The sequence below is a fragment of the Saccharibacter sp. EH611 genome, assembly GCF_009834765.1.
In the GTDB taxonomy this organism is placed as follows: Bacteria; Pseudomonadota; Alphaproteobacteria; order Acetobacterales; family Acetobacteraceae; genus Saccharibacter.
In genome coordinates this window covers 194,556-214,180 of the sequence record NZ_WVHP01000002.1, presented here as the reverse complement: position 1 = coordinate 214,180, position 19,625 = coordinate 194,556, and the positions used below count along the sequence as shown (strand labels likewise).

Below are 19,625 nucleotides of genomic sequence, written 5' to 3'. Positions count from 1 at the left end.
GCGTAGACTCGGCCCCTGCCTCTGTGCTTACAGCCTCAGAGGGTGTTTCTGCTTTAACAGTCCGACGACGTGTCGGTGTCTTACGGGGAGCTTTGGCTGTGCCAGCGTCCAGTGCCGAGTCGTCAGTGACCGCTTCCTCAGTCTTGTTTGTGCGCTTACGCACAGTCTTTGCGCGGGAAGAAGTCTTGCGCGTACGGGAAGAGGTGCCGGTAGAGGAGGCTGACGAACTGGAAGGTGTCTTGGTGCTCAAATGACTCTCGAAACACTAATGTAAGGTTCTATCTGTCTAGAAAATTTCTAAACAGATCGGGATAGTGGCTATCTTTAAGAGGAAATTTTCAACGTACCCCACTGGCCACAATGTCTCCGTTATCGCCAATTCCTCCAGAAGGCAAGAGATGTCTCCTAAAGGATTGGCGTAATGGCGTAGATGGTGATGTTTTTATTTAAAATCCATGCCCGAAAGACCCTGAAAGTACGGCGACAACACCCCAAAACAGCATGATGGCTGTGCGGCGGTGCAGCGTTACGAAAGTTTGTGGTTGAGGGCGGATCGCACGACGCGCTGTCTTTAATGGGCCAAAGAACATGGTGAGGAAGGCGATAGCCATCATAACGCCACAGAAGGACATCAGGTGATAAGGCCATGGGAGGTGACCGCCTGCACGTACAAAGAGGGCGATTCCCGTAATGAAGGCAAGAGGCACAACGTGCCATAACGCACGTAAATAACGGCTATAGGATTGTAGCAGAACCGTGGTGGCCTGGGCTGGTTCTAACAAACGTGTCGCACGGCGTAGTTGGAGGCAGTAAAAAGCGCCACCAACCCAATAGGCCATGCAGAGAAGATGCAGGGCCAGAACAAGGCTCCAGACAATAGAAATGAGCATGGGCTCCTCAATGAGTTATGTTATTGTTGCAAGCAATTATAGAGGGAAGATCGCTTTATGTCTCACTCTGAACGCATGTCTTTTGAAACGAACGCCTTATTAACACCTCATGAGACGCTGCAAATGGATGCGCACATGTCGTCATCCTTGGGGTTTTTGATGGAAAATGCGGGTGCCATGGTTGCGCGTCTTATTCGTCAGCATTTCAAGCCCTGCCGTGTGCTGGTGGCCTGTGGCCCGGGGAATAACGGTGGTGACGGCTATGTAGTCGCACGATATTTGCAGGGATGGGGCTGGCCCGTTTCGGTAGCGCCTTGGAAAAGGCCGCACCATGGCAGTTTAGCCGCTCGTGCTGCGCAAGAATGGACGGGGCCGATCGTCAGTTTTGAGGCCGCAGAGGCTATGCGGGCGGAGTTGGTAGTCGATGCAGTGTTTGGAGCAGGGCTGTCGCGTTCATTGCCGGAAGATGTTGTGCATTTTTTTCAACATGCGCCTCAGTGTGTGGCGATTGATGTGCCTTCAGGCGTTGATGGGGTGAGTGGCGCATGCTGGGGAGAGGTTCCTCAAGCAACATTAACCGTTGCCTTGGTGAGGAAACGTCCCGGACATCTGTTGGAGCCTGCTTCGGGAAGATGTGGTCAGGTTGTGTGTGTGGATATTGGGATGCCAGAGGAGGCATTTTCAGGGCTTAAAGCGCACTATTGGGAAAATGTTCCCTTACTATGGCCGCTTCCACTGCAATATGAGCAGGATCATAAATACACACGAGGGGTTGTGAGTCTTTATGGCGGCGCGCACATGCCGGGAGCTGCTCGCTTTGTAAGTGATAGCGCACGCCATGCTGGGGCCGGCTTGGTTTGTGTGTCCTCATCAGAGGAAGGAGCTGCGTTATATCGTGCGGTATTGCCTGGTTGCGTTGTGGATCAGAAAACACCGCATGACAGTGTGAAAGACCAGCGGCGGCGCGTTTGGGTGTGTGGCCCGGGATTGACGCATGAGGAAGTGAACAGCGTTCTACCGATCTTGTTGGAATCGCAGTGTTATGTCATCGCAGATGCAGGCGCGTTGGCATGGGCACATGGGCAGCCTGAAAAGCTACGTGGCGTGAAGGTGATGACCCCTCATCTAGGAGAGTTCGTGCGGGTGTTTGGCCCGATTGAAACTTCCCGGTTGGAGGCAGCTCAGCAGGCATCTAGGGAAACGGGGAGTGTGATTGTCTTGAAAGGGGCGGATACTGTAATTGCCGCACCAGATGGACGGACAGCGATTAATCGACATGCGACCTCAGCATTAGCCACGGCAGGATCGGGTGATGTGCTGAGTGGAATTGTTGGGGCTTTATGTGCGTCAGGAATGCCAGCATGGGAGGCTAGCTGCGCTGCTGTTTGGATTCACGGTGAAGCGGGACGACAAGCGGCACAGACAAAGGGAGGATGGATTGTCGCAGAAGATCTTATCACTTTTCTTGGGAAAGCGCGTTACGCGGCAGAAAAAGCCCAAAAATTGTCAATAAATAGGTAACTGAATCATATTAAAAATAAAAATCCCGCTTTTGTCGCTCCAAACCCTCTTGCCGAGTGAGCTGTCATGCGCTAAATCCCCATTCACCGAGGCATGACCGGCACAGAGGTCATCCCGAAGGAGATATAAAGTCGTCTGGGTTTATGCGGGCGTGGTGGAACTGGTAGACACGCTAGATTTAGGTTCTAGTGGCGCAAGCCGTGGGGGTTCAAGTCCCTCCGCCCGTACCAAGGCAATCTCCTGTAAGATATGAATCACTAACTATCCGACCGAGAGGATCGCCTGGCTCATGCAGGTTACGCCCACGCTCAACGAAGGTCTTAAGCGTTCCTTCACCGTTGTTGTCCCGTCTGCTGACCTGCAGGCTCGTTGTGACGCTCGTCTAAAAGAAGTTGCGCGCGATATCCGCCTCCCAGGCTTTCGTCCTGGTAAGGTTCCAGCCAGTGTTGTGAAGCAGCGTCATGGCCAGGCCGTTCAGGGTGAGGTGATGGAGAAGCTGGTTCAAGAAAGTGTTAACAAGCTTCTTGAAGAGCAAAATATCCGCCCAGCAGGGCAGCCTAAGGTTGATCTCGTGAGCGGCCCTGATGCAGGGAAAGATCTTGAGTTTACCCTTGAGATGGAAATCCTTCCAGAGATCGCTGTTCCTGACATGTCTGGTTTGAAGCTGACACGCTTGGTCAGCAAGGTCAGTGATGATGTCGTTGAGAAAGCTCTCGGTGACGTTGTACGTCGTAACCGCACCTTCACGACGATCGAAGAAGACCGTCCGGCAGGTAAGGGCGATGTTCTGTGTGTTGATTTTGTCGGTAAGATTGATGGAACACCGTTTGAAGGTGGCGCTGCCGATGATGTCAATGTGGAGATTGCTGGGGAAGGCTTTATCCCAGGATTCTCTGAGCAGATGGATGGCATGAAAGCTGGCGAAGAGCGCACAATTACAGTGACCTTCCCAGAAGATTATCAGGCTGCTGAGTTGGCTGGTAAGGAAGCCACCTTCGACGTAAAGGCGAAGGCGCTGAAAAAAGCTGAAGACCCAGCCGTCGATGATGAGCTTGCTAAAACTCTTGGTTTAGAGAGCATCGACCAAGTTCGTAAGATTATTACAGAACAGGCCGAGGGCGAATATAACCAGATGTCCCGTATGCGCATTAAGCGCGAGCTTCTGGATGCTCTATCTGAGAAAGTGGACTTTGACGCTCCTGCTAGCATGGTTGATGCTGAGTTTGAGCAGATTTGGGCGCGTATCGAAGAAGAGCGTAAAGCTGGTCGTCTTGATGAAAGCGATGCGGCTAAGGACGAAGAAACGCTGCGTGCTGACTATCGCCAGATCGCTGAGCGCCGTGTTAAGCTGGGGCTTCTCTTGGCAGAGATCGGTCGTAAGCAGGAGATCCAGGTCTCTCGTGAAGAGCTGATGAATGCTATGCAGCAGGAAGCACGTCGTTATCCTGGGCAAGAGCAGATGGTCTTCGAGTTCTTTACGAAGAATCCGCAGGCTGTCGAAAGCCTTCGTGGGCCTATTCTGGAAAATAAAGTTGTTGATTATCTTATTGAACTTGCTGACGTGACAGAAAAAGAAGTGACGCCAGAAGAACTTGCAGATATGCCAGAAGCCACTCACTAAGAGACGATCAAGGGGGGGTGTCGGGGCATCTGGCACCCCTTTTTGTTGCCTAATTTGCTTGTCCCCCTTTGACGAAAGACGTTTCCTGCTCCATTTCTGGTAAAGACATGAAGTCGACCCTGTTAGTGAGATGAGGGGAGGCATAAAGGAAAGAGACTATGGCCATTGGGGACCGTGACCCTCTCGATGTTTTTAGCAACACTCTCGTGCCGATGGTGGTTGAGCAAACTTCCCGCGGTGAGCGTTCTTTCGATATTTATTCGCGCCTCTTGCAGGAAAGAATTATTTTCCTGACAGGTACGGTGTACGATCAAGTATCATCGTTGATCTGTGCACAGCTTTTGTACCTAGAGAGCGTTAATCCCGATAAGGAAATTTCGTTCTATATTAACAGCCCTGGCGGGGTCGTTTCTGCCGGGTTGGCGATGTATGACACCATGCAGTATATCCGCTCTCCAGTGAGCACGGTGTGTATTGGGCAGGCGGCCTCTATGGGGTCTCTGCTTTTAGCTGCTGGTGAGGCAGGGCGTCGTTTCTGTCTGCCAAATGCGCGCGTTATGGTGCATCAGCCTTCAGGTGGAGCGCAGGGGCAGGCCTCTGATATTGAGATTCAAGCACGCGAGATTCTTAATATTCGCAGGCGTCTCAACGAAATTTATCGTGAACATACCGGACGAACCTTGGAAGAAATCGAGGAAGCGCTGGAGCGTGACCGCTACTTGTCTGCAACAGAAGCGCAAGAGTTTGGGCTTGTGGATGAGGTTGTGCGGCGACACCCGACCGCTCAATAACTCGAGTCACTATGTGGCGTTTCCGTATATCGGATTCATCTGAACTTGCTCGCAGCAGTTTACTCTCGGATGCTGCGGGGTAAGAGGAGCTGTGATGAGCGAGAAAGATAACGACTCCAAGAACACGCTCTATTGTTCGTTCTGTGGAAAGTCTAAACGCGAAGTAAAGAAGCTGATCGCGGGCCCGACAGTGTTTATCTGTGATGAGTGCGTTGAGCTAAGCATGGATATTATCCGTGAAGAGCGGATCACGAATCCTGGGCAAGCGCAGGATGGTCTGCCGACGCCGCGTGAGATTTGTGCAATTTTAGACGAATATGTCATTGGCCAAAATGAGGCCAAAAAAGTTCTGTCTGTTGCTGTGCATAACCATTATCGACGCCTTGGGCATATTTCCCAGTATGGGAGTGATGTTGAGATTGGTAAATCGAACATCATGATGATTGGCCCAACCGGAACAGGGAAGACCTTCCTTGCCCAGACTTTGGCGCGTATTTTGGATGTACCGTTCACGATGGCTGATGCCACGACATTGACGGAAGCTGGCTACGTTGGGGAAGACGTTGAGAATATTATTCTTAAACTTCTCCAGGCTGCTAATCATGATGTTGAGCGTGCGCAGCGTGGCATTGTCTATATTGATGAAATTGATAAAATTTCTCGTAAGGCAGAAAATCCTTCTCTCACACGCGATGTATCGGGTGAGGGGGTGCAGCAAGCTCTGCTGAAAATGATGGAAGGGACTGTCGCTTCAGTACCGCCGCAAGGGGGGCGTAAGCATCCTCAGCAAGAGCTGGTTCAGGTTGATACCACAAATATGCTCTTTATCTGTGGTGGTGCCTTTGCAGGGTTGGACAAGGTTATCAACGAACGCGGTCGTGGGACATCCATCGGCTTTGGAGCGGATGTACGCTCGGAGAATGAGCGCCAGTTAGGCGATGTCTTGCGTGATGTTGAGCCAGAAGATCTGATGAAATATGGACTTATCCCGGAATTCATCGGTCGTTTGCCCGTCATCGCAACATTGGAAGACCTTGATGAGGCCGCTTTGGTGCGCATCTTAGGTGAGCCACGCAATGCGCTTGTGAAGCAGTATGTGTGCTTGTTCCAGATGAACAATGTGGAGCTTGTCTTTACAGAAGATGCCCTGAAAACGATCGCCCATCGTGCCATTGAGCGTAAAACAGGGGCTCGTGGATTACGCTCTATTTTAGAGAAAATTCTGATGGAGCCGATGTTTGATCTGCCAGGTCAGACAACTGTTGAAAAAGTGGTTGTGAATGCTGATGTAGCAGCTGGGAAAGCTAAGCCAACATATGTGTATCGCATGGAGAAGACGGCGGAGGAGGCGTCTTCCTCATAAGCGATAGGCACCGTTCCTGCTGTGGTTTAACTGTGTCGGAACGGCTATTGTCCGACTAGGTGTGGTGCACCATATTAGGTTTAGCGAAGATACGCCGTATCCTGTGCTCATAATGGGGCAGGGTGCGGGTGATCGTCCTTGGTGGAGATCTTAAATTTATGAACGATGAAACTAAGCCAAAGCGCCGTTCTCGGAGGCGTGTTGCTGACGACAAAAAGGGGCAGGCGAAAAATACAGCCCCCTCTAAAACACGTCGTCGGTCTTCCAAAGCAGTAGGCGGCAAGAAGGTGACGACGAAGCGTAAGGCAGCTACTGGACTGCCTGTGTTGCCTTTGCGCAATATCGTCGTTTTTCCACATATGATCGTTCCGCTGTTTGTGGGGCGTGATAAGTCTGTCCGTGCGCTTGATAGCCTTGCGTCTGACCAAGATGAGATTGTTCTGGTTGCCCAGAAAGAGGTCGATCAGGACGATCCTGGAAAAGATGATGTCTACCGAGTTGGTACTGTTGCGACGATTCTTCAGCTTTTGAAGCTTCCAGATGGAACCGTTAAGGTTCTCGTAGAAGGAATGCGTCGTGTACGTTTAACCGACTTGCAAGAGGGGGACGACGGGCATTTTGTCTCTCCTGTTGAGGACATTGCTGATGACTATGAACTTTCTGAAAGTGAACGTAAGGTTCTTGCGCGTTCGACTTTAGGGCGCTTTGAGGAATATGCGCGCCTTAATAAGAAAGTTGCACCAGAGGTTTTGAGCTCGGTTGCGCAGTTGGACGATTCGTCCCATCTGGCGGATACGATCACAAGCCATCTCAATTTGCGCATTCCTGAGAAGCAAGCGCTCTTGGAGATGTCAAAGGTTGAGCATCGGCTAGAGCAAGTGTTCGCCCATATGGAGGCGGAGATTGACGTTCTCCAAGTTGAGCAGCGTATTCGCACGCGCGTTAAAAAACAGATGGAGAAGACCCAGCGCGAATATTATTTGAATGAGCAGATGAAAGCCATTCAGAAGGAATTAGGCGAGGGGGAAGATGGTCGTGATGAGCTCAGTGAGCTTGAGGAAAAAATCGAGACACTCGATTTAACTCAAGAAGCGTATGACAAGGCACGCTCCGAGCTTAAGAAACTCCGCAATATGAGCCCTTCCTCAGCCGAGGGCGCTGTGGTGCGGAATTATCTTGAGTGGCTGACAGACCTTCCGTGGAAGAAGCGTTCGCGCATTACGCGTTCTTTGGAAAAAGCGGAGAATGTGCTTGAGAGCGATCATTACGGCTTAGAGAAAATAAAAGAGCGCATCTTGGAGTATCTGGCTGTTCAGAGTCGCTCTAGAAAGCTCAAAGGCCCGATTCTTTGCTTGGTTGGCCCTCCTGGTGTGGGTAAAACCTCGCTGGCTCGTTCTATAGCGCGTTCCACGGGGCGGAAATATGTCCGTATGTCTCTCGGTGGTGTACGGGACGAATCGGAAATCCGTGGTCATAGACGCACCTATATTGGGGCTATGCCGGGTAAGATCATTCAAGGCATGAAAAAGGTGGGGGTTTCTAATCCGCTTTTCTTGCTTGATGAGATTGATAAACTTGGCTCTGATTGGCGGGGTGATCCGAGCTCTGCATTGTTGGAGGTCTTGGATCCGGAACAGAATAGCACTTTTGGAGATCATTACTTAGAAGTTGAGTATGATTTGTCTGATGTGATGTTCGTGACAACGGCCAACTCACTCAATATGCCGCAGCCACTTCTTGATCGGATGGAGATCATCCGTCTGTCCGGATATACGGAGGAGGAAAAGGTTCAGATTGCGCGGCGTCATTTGCTTGAGAAACAAGAAAAGCTGCATAATCTAAAGCCTAGTGAGTGGGATCTGTCAGATCAGACACTGCTTGCTCTGATTCGCTCTTACACGCGTGAGGCGGGTGTGCGTAATCTGGAGAGAATGATTGCTCGCTTAGCCCGTAAGGTTGTGCGTGAGATTTTAACAACGCGGAAAAAACGCATTAAAATCACGCCGAAGAATCTTGAGGACTATGCAGGTATCCCACGTTATCGTCACGGTGAAGCTGAATCTGATGATCAGGTGGGTATTGTAACTGGCTTGGCTTGGACGCAGGTGGGGGGAGAAATCCTCACCATTGAAAGTCTTGTTGTCCCGGGTAAGGGCAATATCAAGCAAACCGGGAAGCTGGGCGATGTGATGAAAGAAAGCGTTTCAGCGGCGTTTTCTTACGTGAAATCCCGTGCAGCGGAATTTGGGATTGACCAAACGCTTTTGGAGAAGAACGATATCCATGTTCATCTTCCAGAGGGGGCTGTGCCCAAAGATGGTCCGTCTGCAGGGGGGGCGCTTACGACGTCTTTTGTCAGTGTTCTCACTGGCATTCCTGTCCGTCATGATGTTGCTATGACGGGGGAGGTGACGTTACGTGGGCGTATTTTGGAAATTGGTGGTCTGAAAGAAAAGCTTCTCGCAGCGCTGAGAGCCGGTATTAAAACGGTGCTTATCCCTGAGGCGAATGAAAAAGACCTTGCTGATGTTCCAGAGAACGTGCGTCAGGCACTGACAATCATTCCTGTTAAACATATGGATGATGTGCTTGATGTCGCTCTGACGCGTCAACCACAAGCGCTTCCGCCGGGAGCTGTGATGGATAAAAATGGGGAGCAGACTGATACAAGTGTGCTTTCTCAGTCGTATCAGCACTGACTTTCGACACTTGATGCGATTCTACCGGTTGACGCGGCAAAAAAGCGCTTCATAGTGCGAACCGTTGACCCTTAATCAGCGCCTCCTCTTTTCAACGTAGGATAGAGGGGCGCCTATCCTTAGAAAGGCATATCATGGAGAAACCTTTGAATAAGCAGGAACTGATTGCTTCTGTTGCTGAGGCGGCTGATCTTCCAAAAGCGAAGGCAAGTGAAGTTGTGGATGCGGTTTTCGGGACGATTGAGAAAACCCTTTCCAAAGGTCAGGAAGTGCGTCTGGTTGGTTTCGGTAGCTTCGTGACAGCCACACGCAAGGCCGCCAAGGGTCGTAACCCACGTACAGGTGAGGAAATTGACATTCCTGCCTCTACTTCTGTCCGTTTCAAGCCTGGTAAAGGCCTGAAGGATGCCGTGAGCAAGTAAGCTCACAGGGGGCTCCAGGTTATTCATCAAAAAAAGTTGAATAACCTGGTTGCATCCCATCTCTGTTTCTCCTATATACCGCTGCGGGCAATTAGCTCAGAGGTAGAGCGTCTCGTTTACACCGAGAGGGTCGGCGGTTCGATCCCGTCATTGCCCACCATCCATTTATTGATAAAGTTATGATCTGGCGTTTCGATATTCATGAGGCGCTGGCATCGACTTCCGACTTTTGCCGGGGTCGGGCTGAAGCCGGCGATGATCAAGGCTTAGTCGTCCTTGCAAAAGAGCAGAGCGCGGCGCGTGGTAGTCGTGGGCGCTCTTGGACAACGGGGAAAGGGAATCTTGCCTTTTCGTTCGTGTGTCGCATTCCTGAAAATTCGACTTTTCTTCAAGCGCTTCCTTTTTTGACGGCTGTAGCCCTGTACGAGGGAATGACAGCATGTCTGCCTGCTTCATTTTCAACAGAAAAACATTTCACATTAAAATGGCCCAATGATCTTCTGCTTCATCAATGTAAAATGGCCGGCATTCTTATTGAGACCGGGCATAATGAGACTCATCAATGGGCTGTGATTGGTATTGGTGCGAATTTAAAAAATGCCCCTAAATTACCGGATAGGCGTTTAGCGTGTTTTGCTGATCTTGCCACGCCGCCTGATGCAGAAGAGTGTGCGCGGAAGATTATTCATTCTTTTGATAAATGGAAAAAAGAATGGGAAGAAAAGGGCTCCTCTGTTGTGCATCAGGCGTGGTTATCCTACGCTCACCCAATAGGAACGCGTCTTGCGGTACAAGGACGCGATACGTATAAAACTGGCATGTTTAGTGGGCTTGATGCGCAGGGGCACCTACTGCTCACGCTGGATAATGGTGATGTCCTCCCGGTCGTAACCGGTGACATCCTTTGTGAGTAGGAACGCGGCGGTGCTTCTCGTCATTGATGCAGGCAATACGAATGTTGTTTTTGCCGTTCATGATGGAACGGCTTGGTGTGGACGTTGGCGTATCTCCACTGATGATCGTCGTACGTCTGATGAATATGCTTCTTGGCTTTTAGGATTAATGGAGCGGGTTGGTTTGGATCCTGCGGCCATTAATCGCGCAATTATTGGAACAGTGGTTCCTGCTGTTTTGTATGATCTGAGGCGTTTTTGCCGTTCTTGGTTGGGTGTAGAGCCTCTTGTCGCCAATAATGACCTTGATTGGGATATGGAGGTGCTGGTTGACCAGCCTGATGAGCTTGGTGCGGATCGTCGTTTGAATGGTCTTGCTGCTCATCGTCTTTATGCAGGTTCTTTGGTGGTCGTTGATTTTGGAACAGCAACGACATTTGATGTGATTGACCAGCAGGGCCGTTATTGTGGGGGAGCGATTGCCCCCGGTGTTAATCTTTCTATGGATGCGTTGCATCAGGCAGCAGCGCGCCTGCCTCGTGTAAGTGTTGGGCGGCCTGCTGAAGCTATTGGGCGCAGTACGAGCGTTGCGATGCGCTCTGGTCTTTTTTGGGGATATGTCGGACTCGTAGAAGGCATTGTTCGACAAATTAGAGCGGAAATGAACGAGGCCCCTAAGGTTGTCGCGACCGGTGGTCTAGCCCCGCTTTTTTCTGAAGGAACAGCATTTTTTGATGAGGTCGCTCCGGATTTGACCCTTGATGGTCTCCGTTTCCTTGCACAGCAAAATGAGCAGCGCTTCACCACGACTTCTTCCGAACGTCTTGTTCGTTCGATGACACATAAACCGTTAAGCACATAACAACTGTGGGATTAAGTATGACAGAATATAAAGATGGACTAGCCTATCTTCCATTAGGAGGTACGGGTGAAATTGGTATGAATTTCAACCTGTACCGTTTGCGCCATGAGGGTGAGGAAACATGGCTCGCTATTGATTGCGGTATTGGCTTTTCGGGCAATGATACACCGGAAGCCGAAGTGCTGATGGCAGATCCGACTTTTATCACAGAACGTAGCGAGCGTTTATGCGGGCTGGTGATTACCCACGCCCATGAAGATCATTTGGGCGCGATTGCTCATCTCTGGCCGTATTTACGCTGCCCTGTTTATGCGACGCCATTTGCTGCTGCTGTATTGCGTCGTAAATTGGGTGAAGCACGTCTGAACAATCAGGTTGTTCTTAACGTCATTATGCCGGCCTCGCGCTTTGATGTCGGGCCTTTTGACCTGCAGTTTGTTCCTGTGACGCATTCCGTGGTGGAAGCTCAGTCCATTGCGATCCGCACGCCTTACGGCATGGTGGTGCATACAGGTGACTGGAAGCTTGATCCTAATCCGCTGGTTGGGCCTTTAACCGCTTTGGATACCTTTAAAGCACTTGGCGATGAAGGTGTGCTCGCGATGGTGGGCGATAGCACGAACTGCTTGAGAGAGGGGCCATCTCAATCTGAATCTGAAGTGCGTATTGGCCTAACAGAGCTGATTGCAGGGCTTGAAGGACGTATTGCCGTCACATGCTTTGCGAGCAACGTGGCGCGTGTTGAGAGCATCGCGAAGGCGGCGCAGGCTTCTGGTCGTCAGGTCATGGTGGTTGGGCGTTCTTTGCGGAATCTGGAAAGTGCCGCGCGTGAATGTGGTTATCTGACGGATGTTCCTCCTTTCCTGACAGAGTATGATGCACGTGATGTGCCGGACGATAATCTTCTGATGATTATTACGGGTAGCCAAGGTGAATCACGCTCAGCCCTATCGCGTATCGCGTCTGATACTCATTCCACTATTTCCTTAGGGGAAGGGGATACGGTTATTTACAGCTCCCGTGTTATTCCAGGGAATGAACAAGCTGTGATGACGGTTCAGGATAATCTGACGCGTCGCGGTGTGATGGTACTGACAGACAAAGACGGTATGGTTCACGTTTCTGGTCATGCGACAGGTGGTGATATTAGCTATCTCTATGGCCTTGTCCGTCCTAAATACAGCGTACCGACGCATGGGGAGTGGCGGCATCTAACAGCTCATGCGGCTCTTGCACGTGAGGCCGGGTCTGACGTTGTCTTGCTAGAAGATGGCGATATCCTCAATCTTGCACCGGGCGACGTGAAGGTTGAAGATACGGCACCAACAGGGCGCTTGGCTCTTGACGGTGGACGGCTACTTCCGATGACAGGCGGGGTGCTGGCGGCGCGTCGTCGTATGCTGTTCAACGGTGTTGTTCTGGCCAGTTTTGCTGTTGATGATGAGGGGTATGTCATTGGCGAGCCACGCATCAGCGCACCTGGATTGTTGGATCGTGAAGATCCAGAAAGCGAGCGTATTAGAGAAGATTTCGCCTATGCGATTGACGAAATACCTGATGAACTCCGGTATGACGATATTGCGTTCCGTGATGCAGCACGCACAGCGTTGCGCCGTGCGTTAGGACGTAAGCTGCAGAAGCGTCCGCTTGTTGATGTCCATCTGTTGCGCGTTTAAAGGAAGTTCTTCATGCGTTTAAGTCAAGCATTCCAGCCGACACTGAAGGAAGTGCCGGCTGAAGCCCAGATTATGTCTCATCGTTTGATGCTGCGTGCGGGATTAATCCGTCAGACAGCATCAGGAATTTATACATGGCTTCCGGCCGGGTTGCGTGTGCTGCGTAATATTGCTCAGATCGTGCGCGAAGAGCAGGATGGAGCAGGCGCACAGGAAGTGCTGATGCCAACCCTGCAGTCTGCTGAGTTATGGAAGCGTTCTGGGCGTTATGATGCTTATGGGCCTGAAATGCTGCGGATTCAGGATCGGCAAAAACGTGAACTCCTTTATGGCCCCACGAATGAAGAGGTCGTGACAGACTTGTTCGGGAGTACGGTGAAGTCTTACCGTGAATTGCCGAAGACGCTGTATCATATTCAGTGGAAATTCCGTGATGAAATTCGCCCACGCTTTGGTGTGATGCGCGGGCGTGAATTCTACATGAAAGATGCGTACTCTTTCGATGCGTCTTATGAAGGAGCGGTGAGCAGCTATTATCGCATGATGCTCTCTTACCTTCGTATTTTCCGTCGCCTTGGCATTAAAGCAGTGCCAACGGCGGCCGATACCGGGCCGATTGGTGGTGATCTCAGTCATGAATTCCAAGTGCTCGCCCCTACGGGAGAGAGTGAGGTCTTTTATGATAGTCGTTGGGATGACATTGATTGGGATAAAGAGGATCTCGATGTAAATCGTCCTGAAGACCTCAAAAAGCTTCAGGATTTAGTGAGCACCACGTATTCTGCAACGGATGAAAAGCATGATACGGCTGCTTGGGAACAGGTTCCCCAAGAAAGGCAGGTGTCTGGCCGTGGTATTGAAGTGGGGCACATCTTCTATTTCGGTACAAAATATACCGAAGCGATGGGTGTGGAAGTCAGCGGTGCAGATGGCGCAGCTTTCCATCCGCATATGGGTTCATACGGCGTTGGTGTCTCCCGTCTTGTCGGGGCGATCATTGAAGCTTCTCATGACGATAACGGTATTATTTGGCCCGAGTCGATTGCTCCTTACCGAGCGGCGATCTTGAACTTGCGCTCTGGGGACGAAACCTGTGATGCGCTGTGCGAGCGCTTCTATCAATGTGCTCCGAATGATATTCTTTACGATGATCGTTCAGAGCGTGCAGGCGTGAAGTTTAATGATGCGGATCTGCTCGGCCATCCTTGGCAGATCATCATTGGCCCACGCGGGGCCAAGAATGGCATGGTGGAACTCAAAGAACGGGCAACCGGTGAGCGTTTTGAGCTTTCCGTTGATGAAGCCCTGACGAAGCTTGGGCTGGTCTAATATGTTTGGACGTTTTGAGCGTGTTGTTGCAGGGCGTTATCTCCGGGCACGGAAAGGGGAGCGCTTTGCCTCAATCATTGCGCTTTTCTCTCTTGTGGGGATTGCGCTTGGTGTTGCCACGCTCATTATCGTCATGGCCGTAATGAACGGTTTTAAAGCAGATTTGATGGGTCGTATTTTGGGCCTTCATGGTGACTTAAATGTGTATAGCTACAGCCAACGCATTGAGGGTTATCAAGATACGGCGCGTCTGATCCGCAGTGTGTCGGGGGTTACGCAAGTTTTACCGATGACACAGGGTACAATTCTAGCGGAAGCTTCTCGTTATTCTACGGGAGCGATGCTGGAAGGGATTGCCTCTGATGATCTTAAAAATTGGACGGCCCTAAGCCAAGGTGTGTTCAGCGGAAGCCTTAATGATTTCCGTGGTGATGATGCCGTGGCGATTGGGGTGAGTATGGCAGAGCGCGCTGGCTTGCAAGTCGGCTCAACGATGACCTTGCTCTCACCAGATGGACGGTCAACACCTTTTGGCACGATGCCGCGTGTGAAAAAGGTACGAGTTGTCGCGATTTTTGATGCAAACTGGAACGATTATAACAGTAATATCGTGCTTATGCCGCTGCCAGCCTCACAGAAGTTCTTTATGCTAGGCAATGCGGTGTCATTGATTCAGGTCAGCACGATAGATCCTATTCATGTACAGCCTATAGGGCAGATGATTGCCGATACGCTTGGAGACCCGAGGCTGCGTGTTGTGGATTGGACGCATAGTGCCAATGGGTTCTTAGACGCCGTGACGGTTGAGCAAAACGTGATGTTCCTCATCTTGACGCTGATTATTTTGGTAGCAGCGTTTAATGTTATTTCATCCCTCATCATGATGGTTAAAGACAAAACGCGCGATATTGCTATTTTGCGCACATTTGGTGCCAGCCGTGGGGCTGTGATGCGTATTTTCTTGATGTGCGGCGCGTCAGTCGGTGTGATTGGAACCGTGCTGGGTACGGGGCTTGGCATTACGTTCGCACTTAATATTGAGCGTATTCGTCATGTGCTTGAAGGGCTTACCGGCACGAATCTCTTTAACTCCGAAGTGTATTTCCTCGCTCGGTTGCCTGCCCGTATCGTATGGTCTCAGGTGATTGAAGTCGTGTTGCTGTCGCTAGCGCTTTCGCTATTGGCGACGCTTTATCCGTCATGGCGTGCGGCAAAGACAGACCCGGTGGAGGCCTTGCGTCATGAGTGAAGCTCTATCACGTGCGTTGACGCTAGAACTTCAGCAGGTTTCGCGCTCTTATCGTTCTGGTGATGATACCCTAACGATTTTGAAAGAAACCGATTTTGTCCTACGCCCCGGTGAAATGGTCGCGCTGGTGGCGCCGAGCGGCACGGGGAAATCAACACTTTTGCATTTGGCGGGTTTGTTGGAAGCTCCTAGCCGCGGCGATGTGCTGATTAATGGGAAAGAAACGCGGCGTTTGGGTGAGGCGGGACGCACAGCGTTGCGTCGTGATGAAATTGGTTTTGTGTATCAGTTCCATCATTTGCTGGGTGAGTTTACTGCATGCGAAAATGTCATGTTACCGCAATTGGCGGCCGGACAGTCTCCGCGTGATGCACGACAGCGCGCAGAGGATTTGCTTGGACGTTTTGGCGTGCAGCACCGCTTAGAGTCCTTACCGGGCCGCATGTCGGGAGGGGAGCAGCAACGCACGGCCATTGCGCGTGCCCTTGCGAATGGCCCCAGCCTACTGTTAGCGGATGAGCCAACGGGCAATTTGGACGTCAAAACAGCTGATCTCGTGTTTGGGGAGTTAACCCGCGTTGTACGGCAGGAGGGAGCTGCGGCTCTGGTCGCGACGCATAATGAAGCATTGGCTGCGTCAATGGATCGTACGGTTACGTTGCGAGACGGTAAGATCGTTCCTTTTTGAAAAGCATGAGTAAATTTTTCTGCGCGTCTTGGCTCTGAAAGACGTTCCAGCCTATAGGGTGAGCGTGGTAGAATGCTGGTATGTCTCACGCTGATTTCATCCATCTCCGCAATCATTCTGCTTACTCTTTAAGCCAGGGCGCTATTCGCGCTGCCGAGCTCGTTGACCTTGCTGTTGCGAATGACATGCCCGCTGTTGCGTTGACCGACAGTGGGAATCTTTTTGGTGCGCTGGAATTTTCTTTGACGTGCCGTAAAGCCGGGGTGCAACCTATTATTGGGTGCCAGCTTGCTTTGCCACCCATGAGCGACAAGCCTGGGACACCGGCGGAGCCCGTTGTTGTTTTAGCGCGAACGGAAGAGGGGCTGGCTAACCTTCAATATTTGTCGACACAAGGATTTTTGAATGGGGATCCTACCGACCCAAGCGTGGCGCTTGATATATTGTGTGATAAATCTGCGGGATTGTTCCTCTTAACGGGTGGGAATAGAGGGCCGCTTAACCAACGTATTTTAGCAGAACAAGATGAGGCTGCGGCGAATTTTTTAAAGCGTGTCCATGAGGCATTCGGCCCTTACCTTGCCATTGAGATTAATCGTCTTGATGAGGCGGGTGAGGATGTCACAGAGCCTGCTTTGATTCGTATGGCTGATGAACGAGGGATTCCACTTGTTGCGACCAATGAGTGTTTTTTCCCGAAACCGGACATGCACGAGGCCCATGATGCGTTGCTCTGTATTGCGCAAGGCCGCACCATGGCGGAGGAGAAGCGTTGGCGTGTCTCTTCACAGGCATGGTTTAAAACACCGCAAGAGATGCGAGCGTTATTTCATGACCTTCCCGATGCCTGTGACAATACGCTCATCATCGCACAGCATTGCGCAGTAGCCGCGCCAACGCGCAAGCCCCTTCTGCCCGTCTGCCCTAAGGTCAATGAAGGAGCGACTGAAGAAGAAACGCTTCGGGTCATGGCGAAAGAGGGATTAGAGAAGCGCCTAGCTGTCATGAAAGATGGGGAGGCGCGCCGGGCAGAGTATGAAGAACGGCTTGAAACCGAGCTGGGCATTATCGTCCGAATGGGGTTCCCCGGTTATTTCTTGATCGTTGCGGACTTTATTCAATGGGCGAAAGATCACGGTATTCCTGTAGGGCCGGGGCGTGGATCGGGGGCTGGGTCTCTCGTGGCCTATGCTCTGACGATTACTGACCTTGATCCTATTCCGTTTGGGTTGCTGTTTGAGCGCTTTCTCAACCCAGAACGTGTGTCGATGCCTGACTTCGATATTGATTTTTGTCAGGATCGACGGGATGAAGTGATTCGTTACGTTCAAGAAGAATATGGCAATGAACGTGTTGCGCAGATTATTACTTTTGGGAAATTGCAAGCAAAGGCGGCCGTGCGTGATGTGGGGCGTGTGTTGGGGTTACCTTATGGAATGGTCAACCGCGTTGCAGAGCTGATTCCTAATAATCCTGCTAAACCAACGCCTCTGGCGAAAGCCATTGAAGAAGAACCACGCTTGCAGGAGATGCGCGACACTGATGAGATGATCCGGCGTTTGCTGGAGATTGCGCTTCAGCTTGAAGGGTTGTTCCGTCATGCATCGACCCATGCGGCCGGGGTGGTAATCGGGGATCGTAACCTCGTTGAGCTTGTCCCGCTTTATCGAGATCCGCGAAGTGACATGCAAGTCACGCAGTATAATATGAAGTTTGTTGAGCAAGCGGGGCTGGTTAAGTTCGACTTCCTAGGGTTGACGACGCTGACAATCCTCAAAAGGGGTGTTGATTTCTTAAAAGAGCTAGGCGTTGAGGTCGATCTCTCGCATATCCCGCTGGATGACAAAAAGACCTTCGACATGATGGCGCGCGGTGATACCGCCGGCGTGTTCCAGTTTGAAGGGGCGGGCATGCGCGATATGCTCAAGCAAATGGAGGCCAGCCGGCTTGAAGATTTGATCGCCGGTGTGTCGCTCTACAGGCCGGGGCCTATGGCGAATATTCCTGAATATTGCCGCCGAAAGCATGGGGCGGAATGGACGCCGCCGCATGAAGAGATTCGCTCCATTCTCGAAGAGACCTATGGCATTATGGTCTATCAGGAGCAGGTGATGCAGATCGCCCAGAAAATGGCGGGCTACAGCCTGGGTGGGGCTGATCTTTTACGGCGTGCAATGGGTAAAAAAATCGCTTCTGAGATGGAAAAGCAGCGCGTTATTTTCCGTGAAGGGGCGGTGGCGCGCGGTATTACGCCAGAAAAAGCCGAAGAAGTTTTCGACTTGATGGCGAAGTTTGCTGATTACGGGTTCAATAAGTCCCATGCCGCCGCTTATGCGCTTGTGTCCTATCAAACCGCTTGGATGAAGGCCAATCACCCGGTGCCTTTCTTGGCAGGCTGTATGTCTTTGGCGCGTGAAAAAACCGAGAAGCTTGCCGCACTTTGCCAAGAAGCCAAGCGCATGGGAATCCCGGTTCTGCCAGTGGATGTGAACCGGTCACAAGCTGATTTCTCGATTGAGAAGCTCGATGATGGTCGTTTAGCGATTCGTTACGCGCTTTCAGCGATCAAACGTGTTGGAGCTGCTGCGATGGAAGGGGTCGTGAGTGATCGTGGTGGTACGCCGTTTAAAGATATTACGGATTTTGCAGAACGGTGTGATTCGAAACATATCAATAAAATTCAGATTGAAAGTCTCGCTAAGGCAGGGGCCTTTGATAGTTTAGAGCCGGATCGTCATACGGTTTTTAAAAGTGCTGATATTATTATGCGGCGTGCGCAAGCCCGCGCGCAGGAGAAACACGTCGGTCAGGCTGGATTGTTCGGAGGAGCAGACAGCGCGACTCGTGAAATTCTAAGACTTAAATCGGTACGTCCATGGCCAGATTTTGAGCGTCTTTCTCATGAAGCCGCTGTGATAGGCTTTCATATGAGTGCGCATCCGCTCGATGGGTATCGTGCGATTTTACGTCGTATGGGCGTAACACCGTCCATTCAGCTCGACCGAAGCGCCCATGCTGGCACGACACGTGTAAAGATTGCGGGGTGTGTGGTGGACAAAAAAGAGCGGCCCACGCGTACAGGTAAGAAAATGGCATGGGTTAATCTGACCGATGCCAGTGGTGGCTGTGAGGTCACCTTATTTGCGGAAACTTTGGCAAGCTGTCGTGATTTGCTGGTTGCAGGGCAAGCGGTGCTTGTAAATGCAGAATTGAAACTTGATGGTGATGCGTTGCGTATTACGGCTCATCATGTGACCGATCTAGAACGGGCCGCAGCAGAAGAACGAGGTGAGCTGCGGATTTGGGTTGAGCAAGAGGACGCTCTGCCTGCGATTCGTGATATGCTTGAGGGCGTGCAAGGTGGGCGAGGGCGCGTGGTTTTGCTGCCTTCGCTTGAGGAAACGTCCGATGTGGAGGTGAAGCTGCCGACCTCTTACCGCGTCACACCTCGTCTGGCCGAGCGTTTGAAAACAATCAAAGGTGTTGGGGCGTTAGAACAGAGATAGCAGAGACATTATGTGCCAGAATGGGAGTGACGACACTCTGGCACATAATAGGCAGAATGCTTCTAAGAAGACACTTATTTTGTGAAACGTGAAAAAGCGCTTATTCTTCCTTAAT

14 protein-coding genes and 2 tRNA genes are annotated in these 19,625 nt (G+C 51.2%); 15 read left to right on the top strand and 1 reads right to left on the bottom strand.

Annotation, left to right across the window (positions count from 1 at the left end; all coding sequences use genetic code 11):
* Positions 1–446: 446 nt before the first annotated feature.
* Positions 447–890 (bottom strand): hypothetical protein, encoded by a 444-nt coding sequence (locus GS535_RS02510; protein ID WP_160792299.1) that lies wholly within the window; start codon positions 888–890, stop codon positions 447–449.
* Between the two features lie 57 nt (positions 891–947).
* On the opposite strand from GS535_RS02510, the gene GS535_RS02505 reads away from it, so the two are divergent.
* The 15 genes from GS535_RS02505 (at position 948) to dnaE (ending at position 19,510) form a co-directional block, all read left to right on the top strand.
* Positions 948–2,411, top strand: a complete 1,464-nt coding sequence (locus GS535_RS02505; RefSeq protein WP_160792298.1) for an NAD(P)H-hydrate dehydratase — start codon at positions 948–950, stop codon at positions 2,409–2,411.
* Between the two features lie 145 nt (positions 2,412–2,556).
* Positions 2,557–2,641 (top strand) — tRNA-Leu (locus GS535_RS02500).
* 59 nt (positions 2,642–2,700) lie between these two features.
* A complete protein-coding gene (tig, locus tag GS535_RS02495; RefSeq protein ID WP_160792297.1) occupies positions 2,701–4,032 on the top strand; it encodes a trigger factor in 1,332 nt (443 codons plus the stop codon).
* Between the two features lie 158 nt (positions 4,033–4,190).
* Complete coding sequence (locus GS535_RS02490) at positions 4,191–4,823, top strand: ATP-dependent Clp protease proteolytic subunit (protein ID WP_018979638.1); 633 nt, start codon at positions 4,191–4,193, stop codon at positions 4,821–4,823.
* A gap of 94 nt (positions 4,824–4,917) precedes the next feature.
* A complete protein-coding gene (clpX, locus tag GS535_RS02485; RefSeq protein WP_160792296.1) occupies positions 4,918–6,186 on the top strand; it encodes an ATP-dependent Clp protease ATP-binding subunit ClpX in 1,269 nt (422 codons plus the stop codon).
* A gap of 158 nt (positions 6,187–6,344) precedes the next feature.
* On the top strand, positions 6,345–8,885 hold the full coding sequence (gene lon, locus GS535_RS02480) for an endopeptidase La (RefSeq protein WP_160792295.1): 2,541 nt from the start codon (positions 6,345–6,347) through the stop codon (positions 8,883–8,885).
* A 134-nt stretch (positions 8,886–9,019) separates the two neighbouring features.
* Positions 9,020–9,307 (top strand): HU family DNA-binding protein, encoded by a 288-nt coding sequence (locus GS535_RS02475; RefSeq protein ID WP_018979635.1) that lies wholly within the window; start codon positions 9,020–9,022, stop codon positions 9,305–9,307.
* Positions 9,308–9,392: 85 nt separating this feature from the next.
* Positions 9,393–9,467: transfer RNA gene (locus GS535_RS02470), tRNA-Val, on the top strand.
* A gap of 19 nt (positions 9,468–9,486) precedes the next feature.
* Positions 9,487–10,221 carry a biotin--[acetyl-CoA-carboxylase] ligase gene (locus GS535_RS02465; protein WP_160792294.1) on the top strand — a complete coding sequence of 245 codons (735 nt, stop codon included), beginning with the start codon at positions 9,487–9,489 and terminating at the stop codon, positions 10,219–10,221.
* Between the two features lie 10 nt (positions 10,222–10,231).
* On the top strand, positions 10,232–11,062 hold the full coding sequence (locus GS535_RS02460; RefSeq protein WP_160792398.1) for a type III pantothenate kinase: 831 nt from the start codon (positions 10,232–10,234) through the stop codon (positions 11,060–11,062).
* A 17-nt stretch (positions 11,063–11,079) separates the two neighbouring features.
* A complete protein-coding gene (locus tag GS535_RS02455) occupies positions 11,080–12,738 on the top strand; it encodes a ribonuclease J (RefSeq protein ID WP_160792293.1) in 1,659 nt (552 codons plus the stop codon).
* Between the two features lie 12 nt (positions 12,739–12,750).
* Positions 12,751–14,067 (top strand): proline--tRNA ligase, encoded by a 1,317-nt coding sequence (gene proS, locus GS535_RS02450; RefSeq protein ID WP_160792292.1) that lies wholly within the window; start codon positions 12,751–12,753, stop codon positions 14,065–14,067.
* A 1-nt stretch (position 14,068) separates the two neighbouring features.
* Complete coding sequence (locus GS535_RS02445; protein WP_160792291.1) at positions 14,069–15,316, top strand: lipoprotein-releasing ABC transporter permease subunit; 1,248 nt, start codon at positions 14,069–14,071, stop codon at positions 15,314–15,316.
* Complete coding sequence (locus GS535_RS02440) at positions 15,309–16,004, top strand: ABC transporter ATP-binding protein (RefSeq protein ID WP_160792290.1); 696 nt, start codon at positions 15,309–15,311, stop codon at positions 16,002–16,004. The genes GS535_RS02445 and GS535_RS02440 overlap by 8 nt, the downstream gene beginning before the upstream one ends.
* An 80-nt stretch (positions 16,005–16,084) precedes the next feature.
* Positions 16,085–19,510 carry a DNA polymerase III subunit alpha gene (gene dnaE / locus GS535_RS02435; protein ID WP_160792289.1) on the top strand — a complete coding sequence of 1,142 codons (3,426 nt, stop codon included), beginning with the start codon at positions 16,085–16,087 and terminating at the stop codon, positions 19,508–19,510.
* Positions 19,511–19,625 lie beyond the last annotated feature (115 nt).

Excerpts from the sequence above, each read along its gene's own strand:
- GS535_RS02445 (WP_160792291.1), top strand. The coding sequence starts at position 14,069 with ATGTTTGGACGTTTTGAGCGTGTTGTTGCAGGGCGTTATCTCCGGGCA.
- proS (WP_160792292.1), top strand. The coding sequence starts at position 12,751 with ATGCGTTTAAGTCAAGCATTCCAGCCGACACTGAAGGAAGTGCCGGCT.
- GS535_RS02490 (WP_018979638.1), top strand. The coding sequence starts at position 4,191 with ATGGCCATTGGGGACCGTGACCCTCTCGATGTTTTTAGCAACACTCTC.
- tig (WP_160792297.1), top strand. The coding sequence starts at position 2,701 with ATGCAGGTTACGCCCACGCTCAACGAAGGTCTTAAGCGTTCCTTCACC.
- dnaE (WP_160792289.1), top strand. The coding sequence starts at position 16,085 with ATGTCTCACGCTGATTTCATCCATCTCCGCAATCATTCTGCTTACTCT.
- GS535_RS02510 (WP_160792299.1), bottom strand. The coding sequence starts at position 890 with ATGCTCATTTCTATTGTCTGGAGCCTTGTTCTGGCCCTGCATCTTCTC.
- clpX (WP_160792296.1), top strand. The coding sequence starts at position 4,918 with ATGAGCGAGAAAGATAACGACTCCAAGAACACGCTCTATTGTTCGTTC.
- lon (WP_160792295.1), top strand. The coding sequence starts at position 6,345 with ATGAACGATGAAACTAAGCCAAAGCGCCGTTCTCGGAGGCGTGTTGCT.
- GS535_RS02505 (WP_160792298.1), top strand. The coding sequence starts at position 948 with ATGTCTCACTCTGAACGCATGTCTTTTGAAACGAACGCCTTATTAACA.
- GS535_RS02455 (WP_160792293.1), top strand. The coding sequence starts at position 11,080 with ATGACAGAATATAAAGATGGACTAGCCTATCTTCCATTAGGAGGTACG.
- GS535_RS02475 (WP_018979635.1), top strand. The coding sequence starts at position 9,020 with ATGGAGAAACCTTTGAATAAGCAGGAACTGATTGCTTCTGTTGCTGAG.
- GS535_RS02465 (WP_160792294.1), top strand. The coding sequence starts at position 9,487 with ATGATCTGGCGTTTCGATATTCATGAGGCGCTGGCATCGACTTCCGAC.
- GS535_RS02440 (WP_160792290.1), top strand. The coding sequence starts at position 15,309 with ATGAGTGAAGCTCTATCACGTGCGTTGACGCTAGAACTTCAGCAGGTT.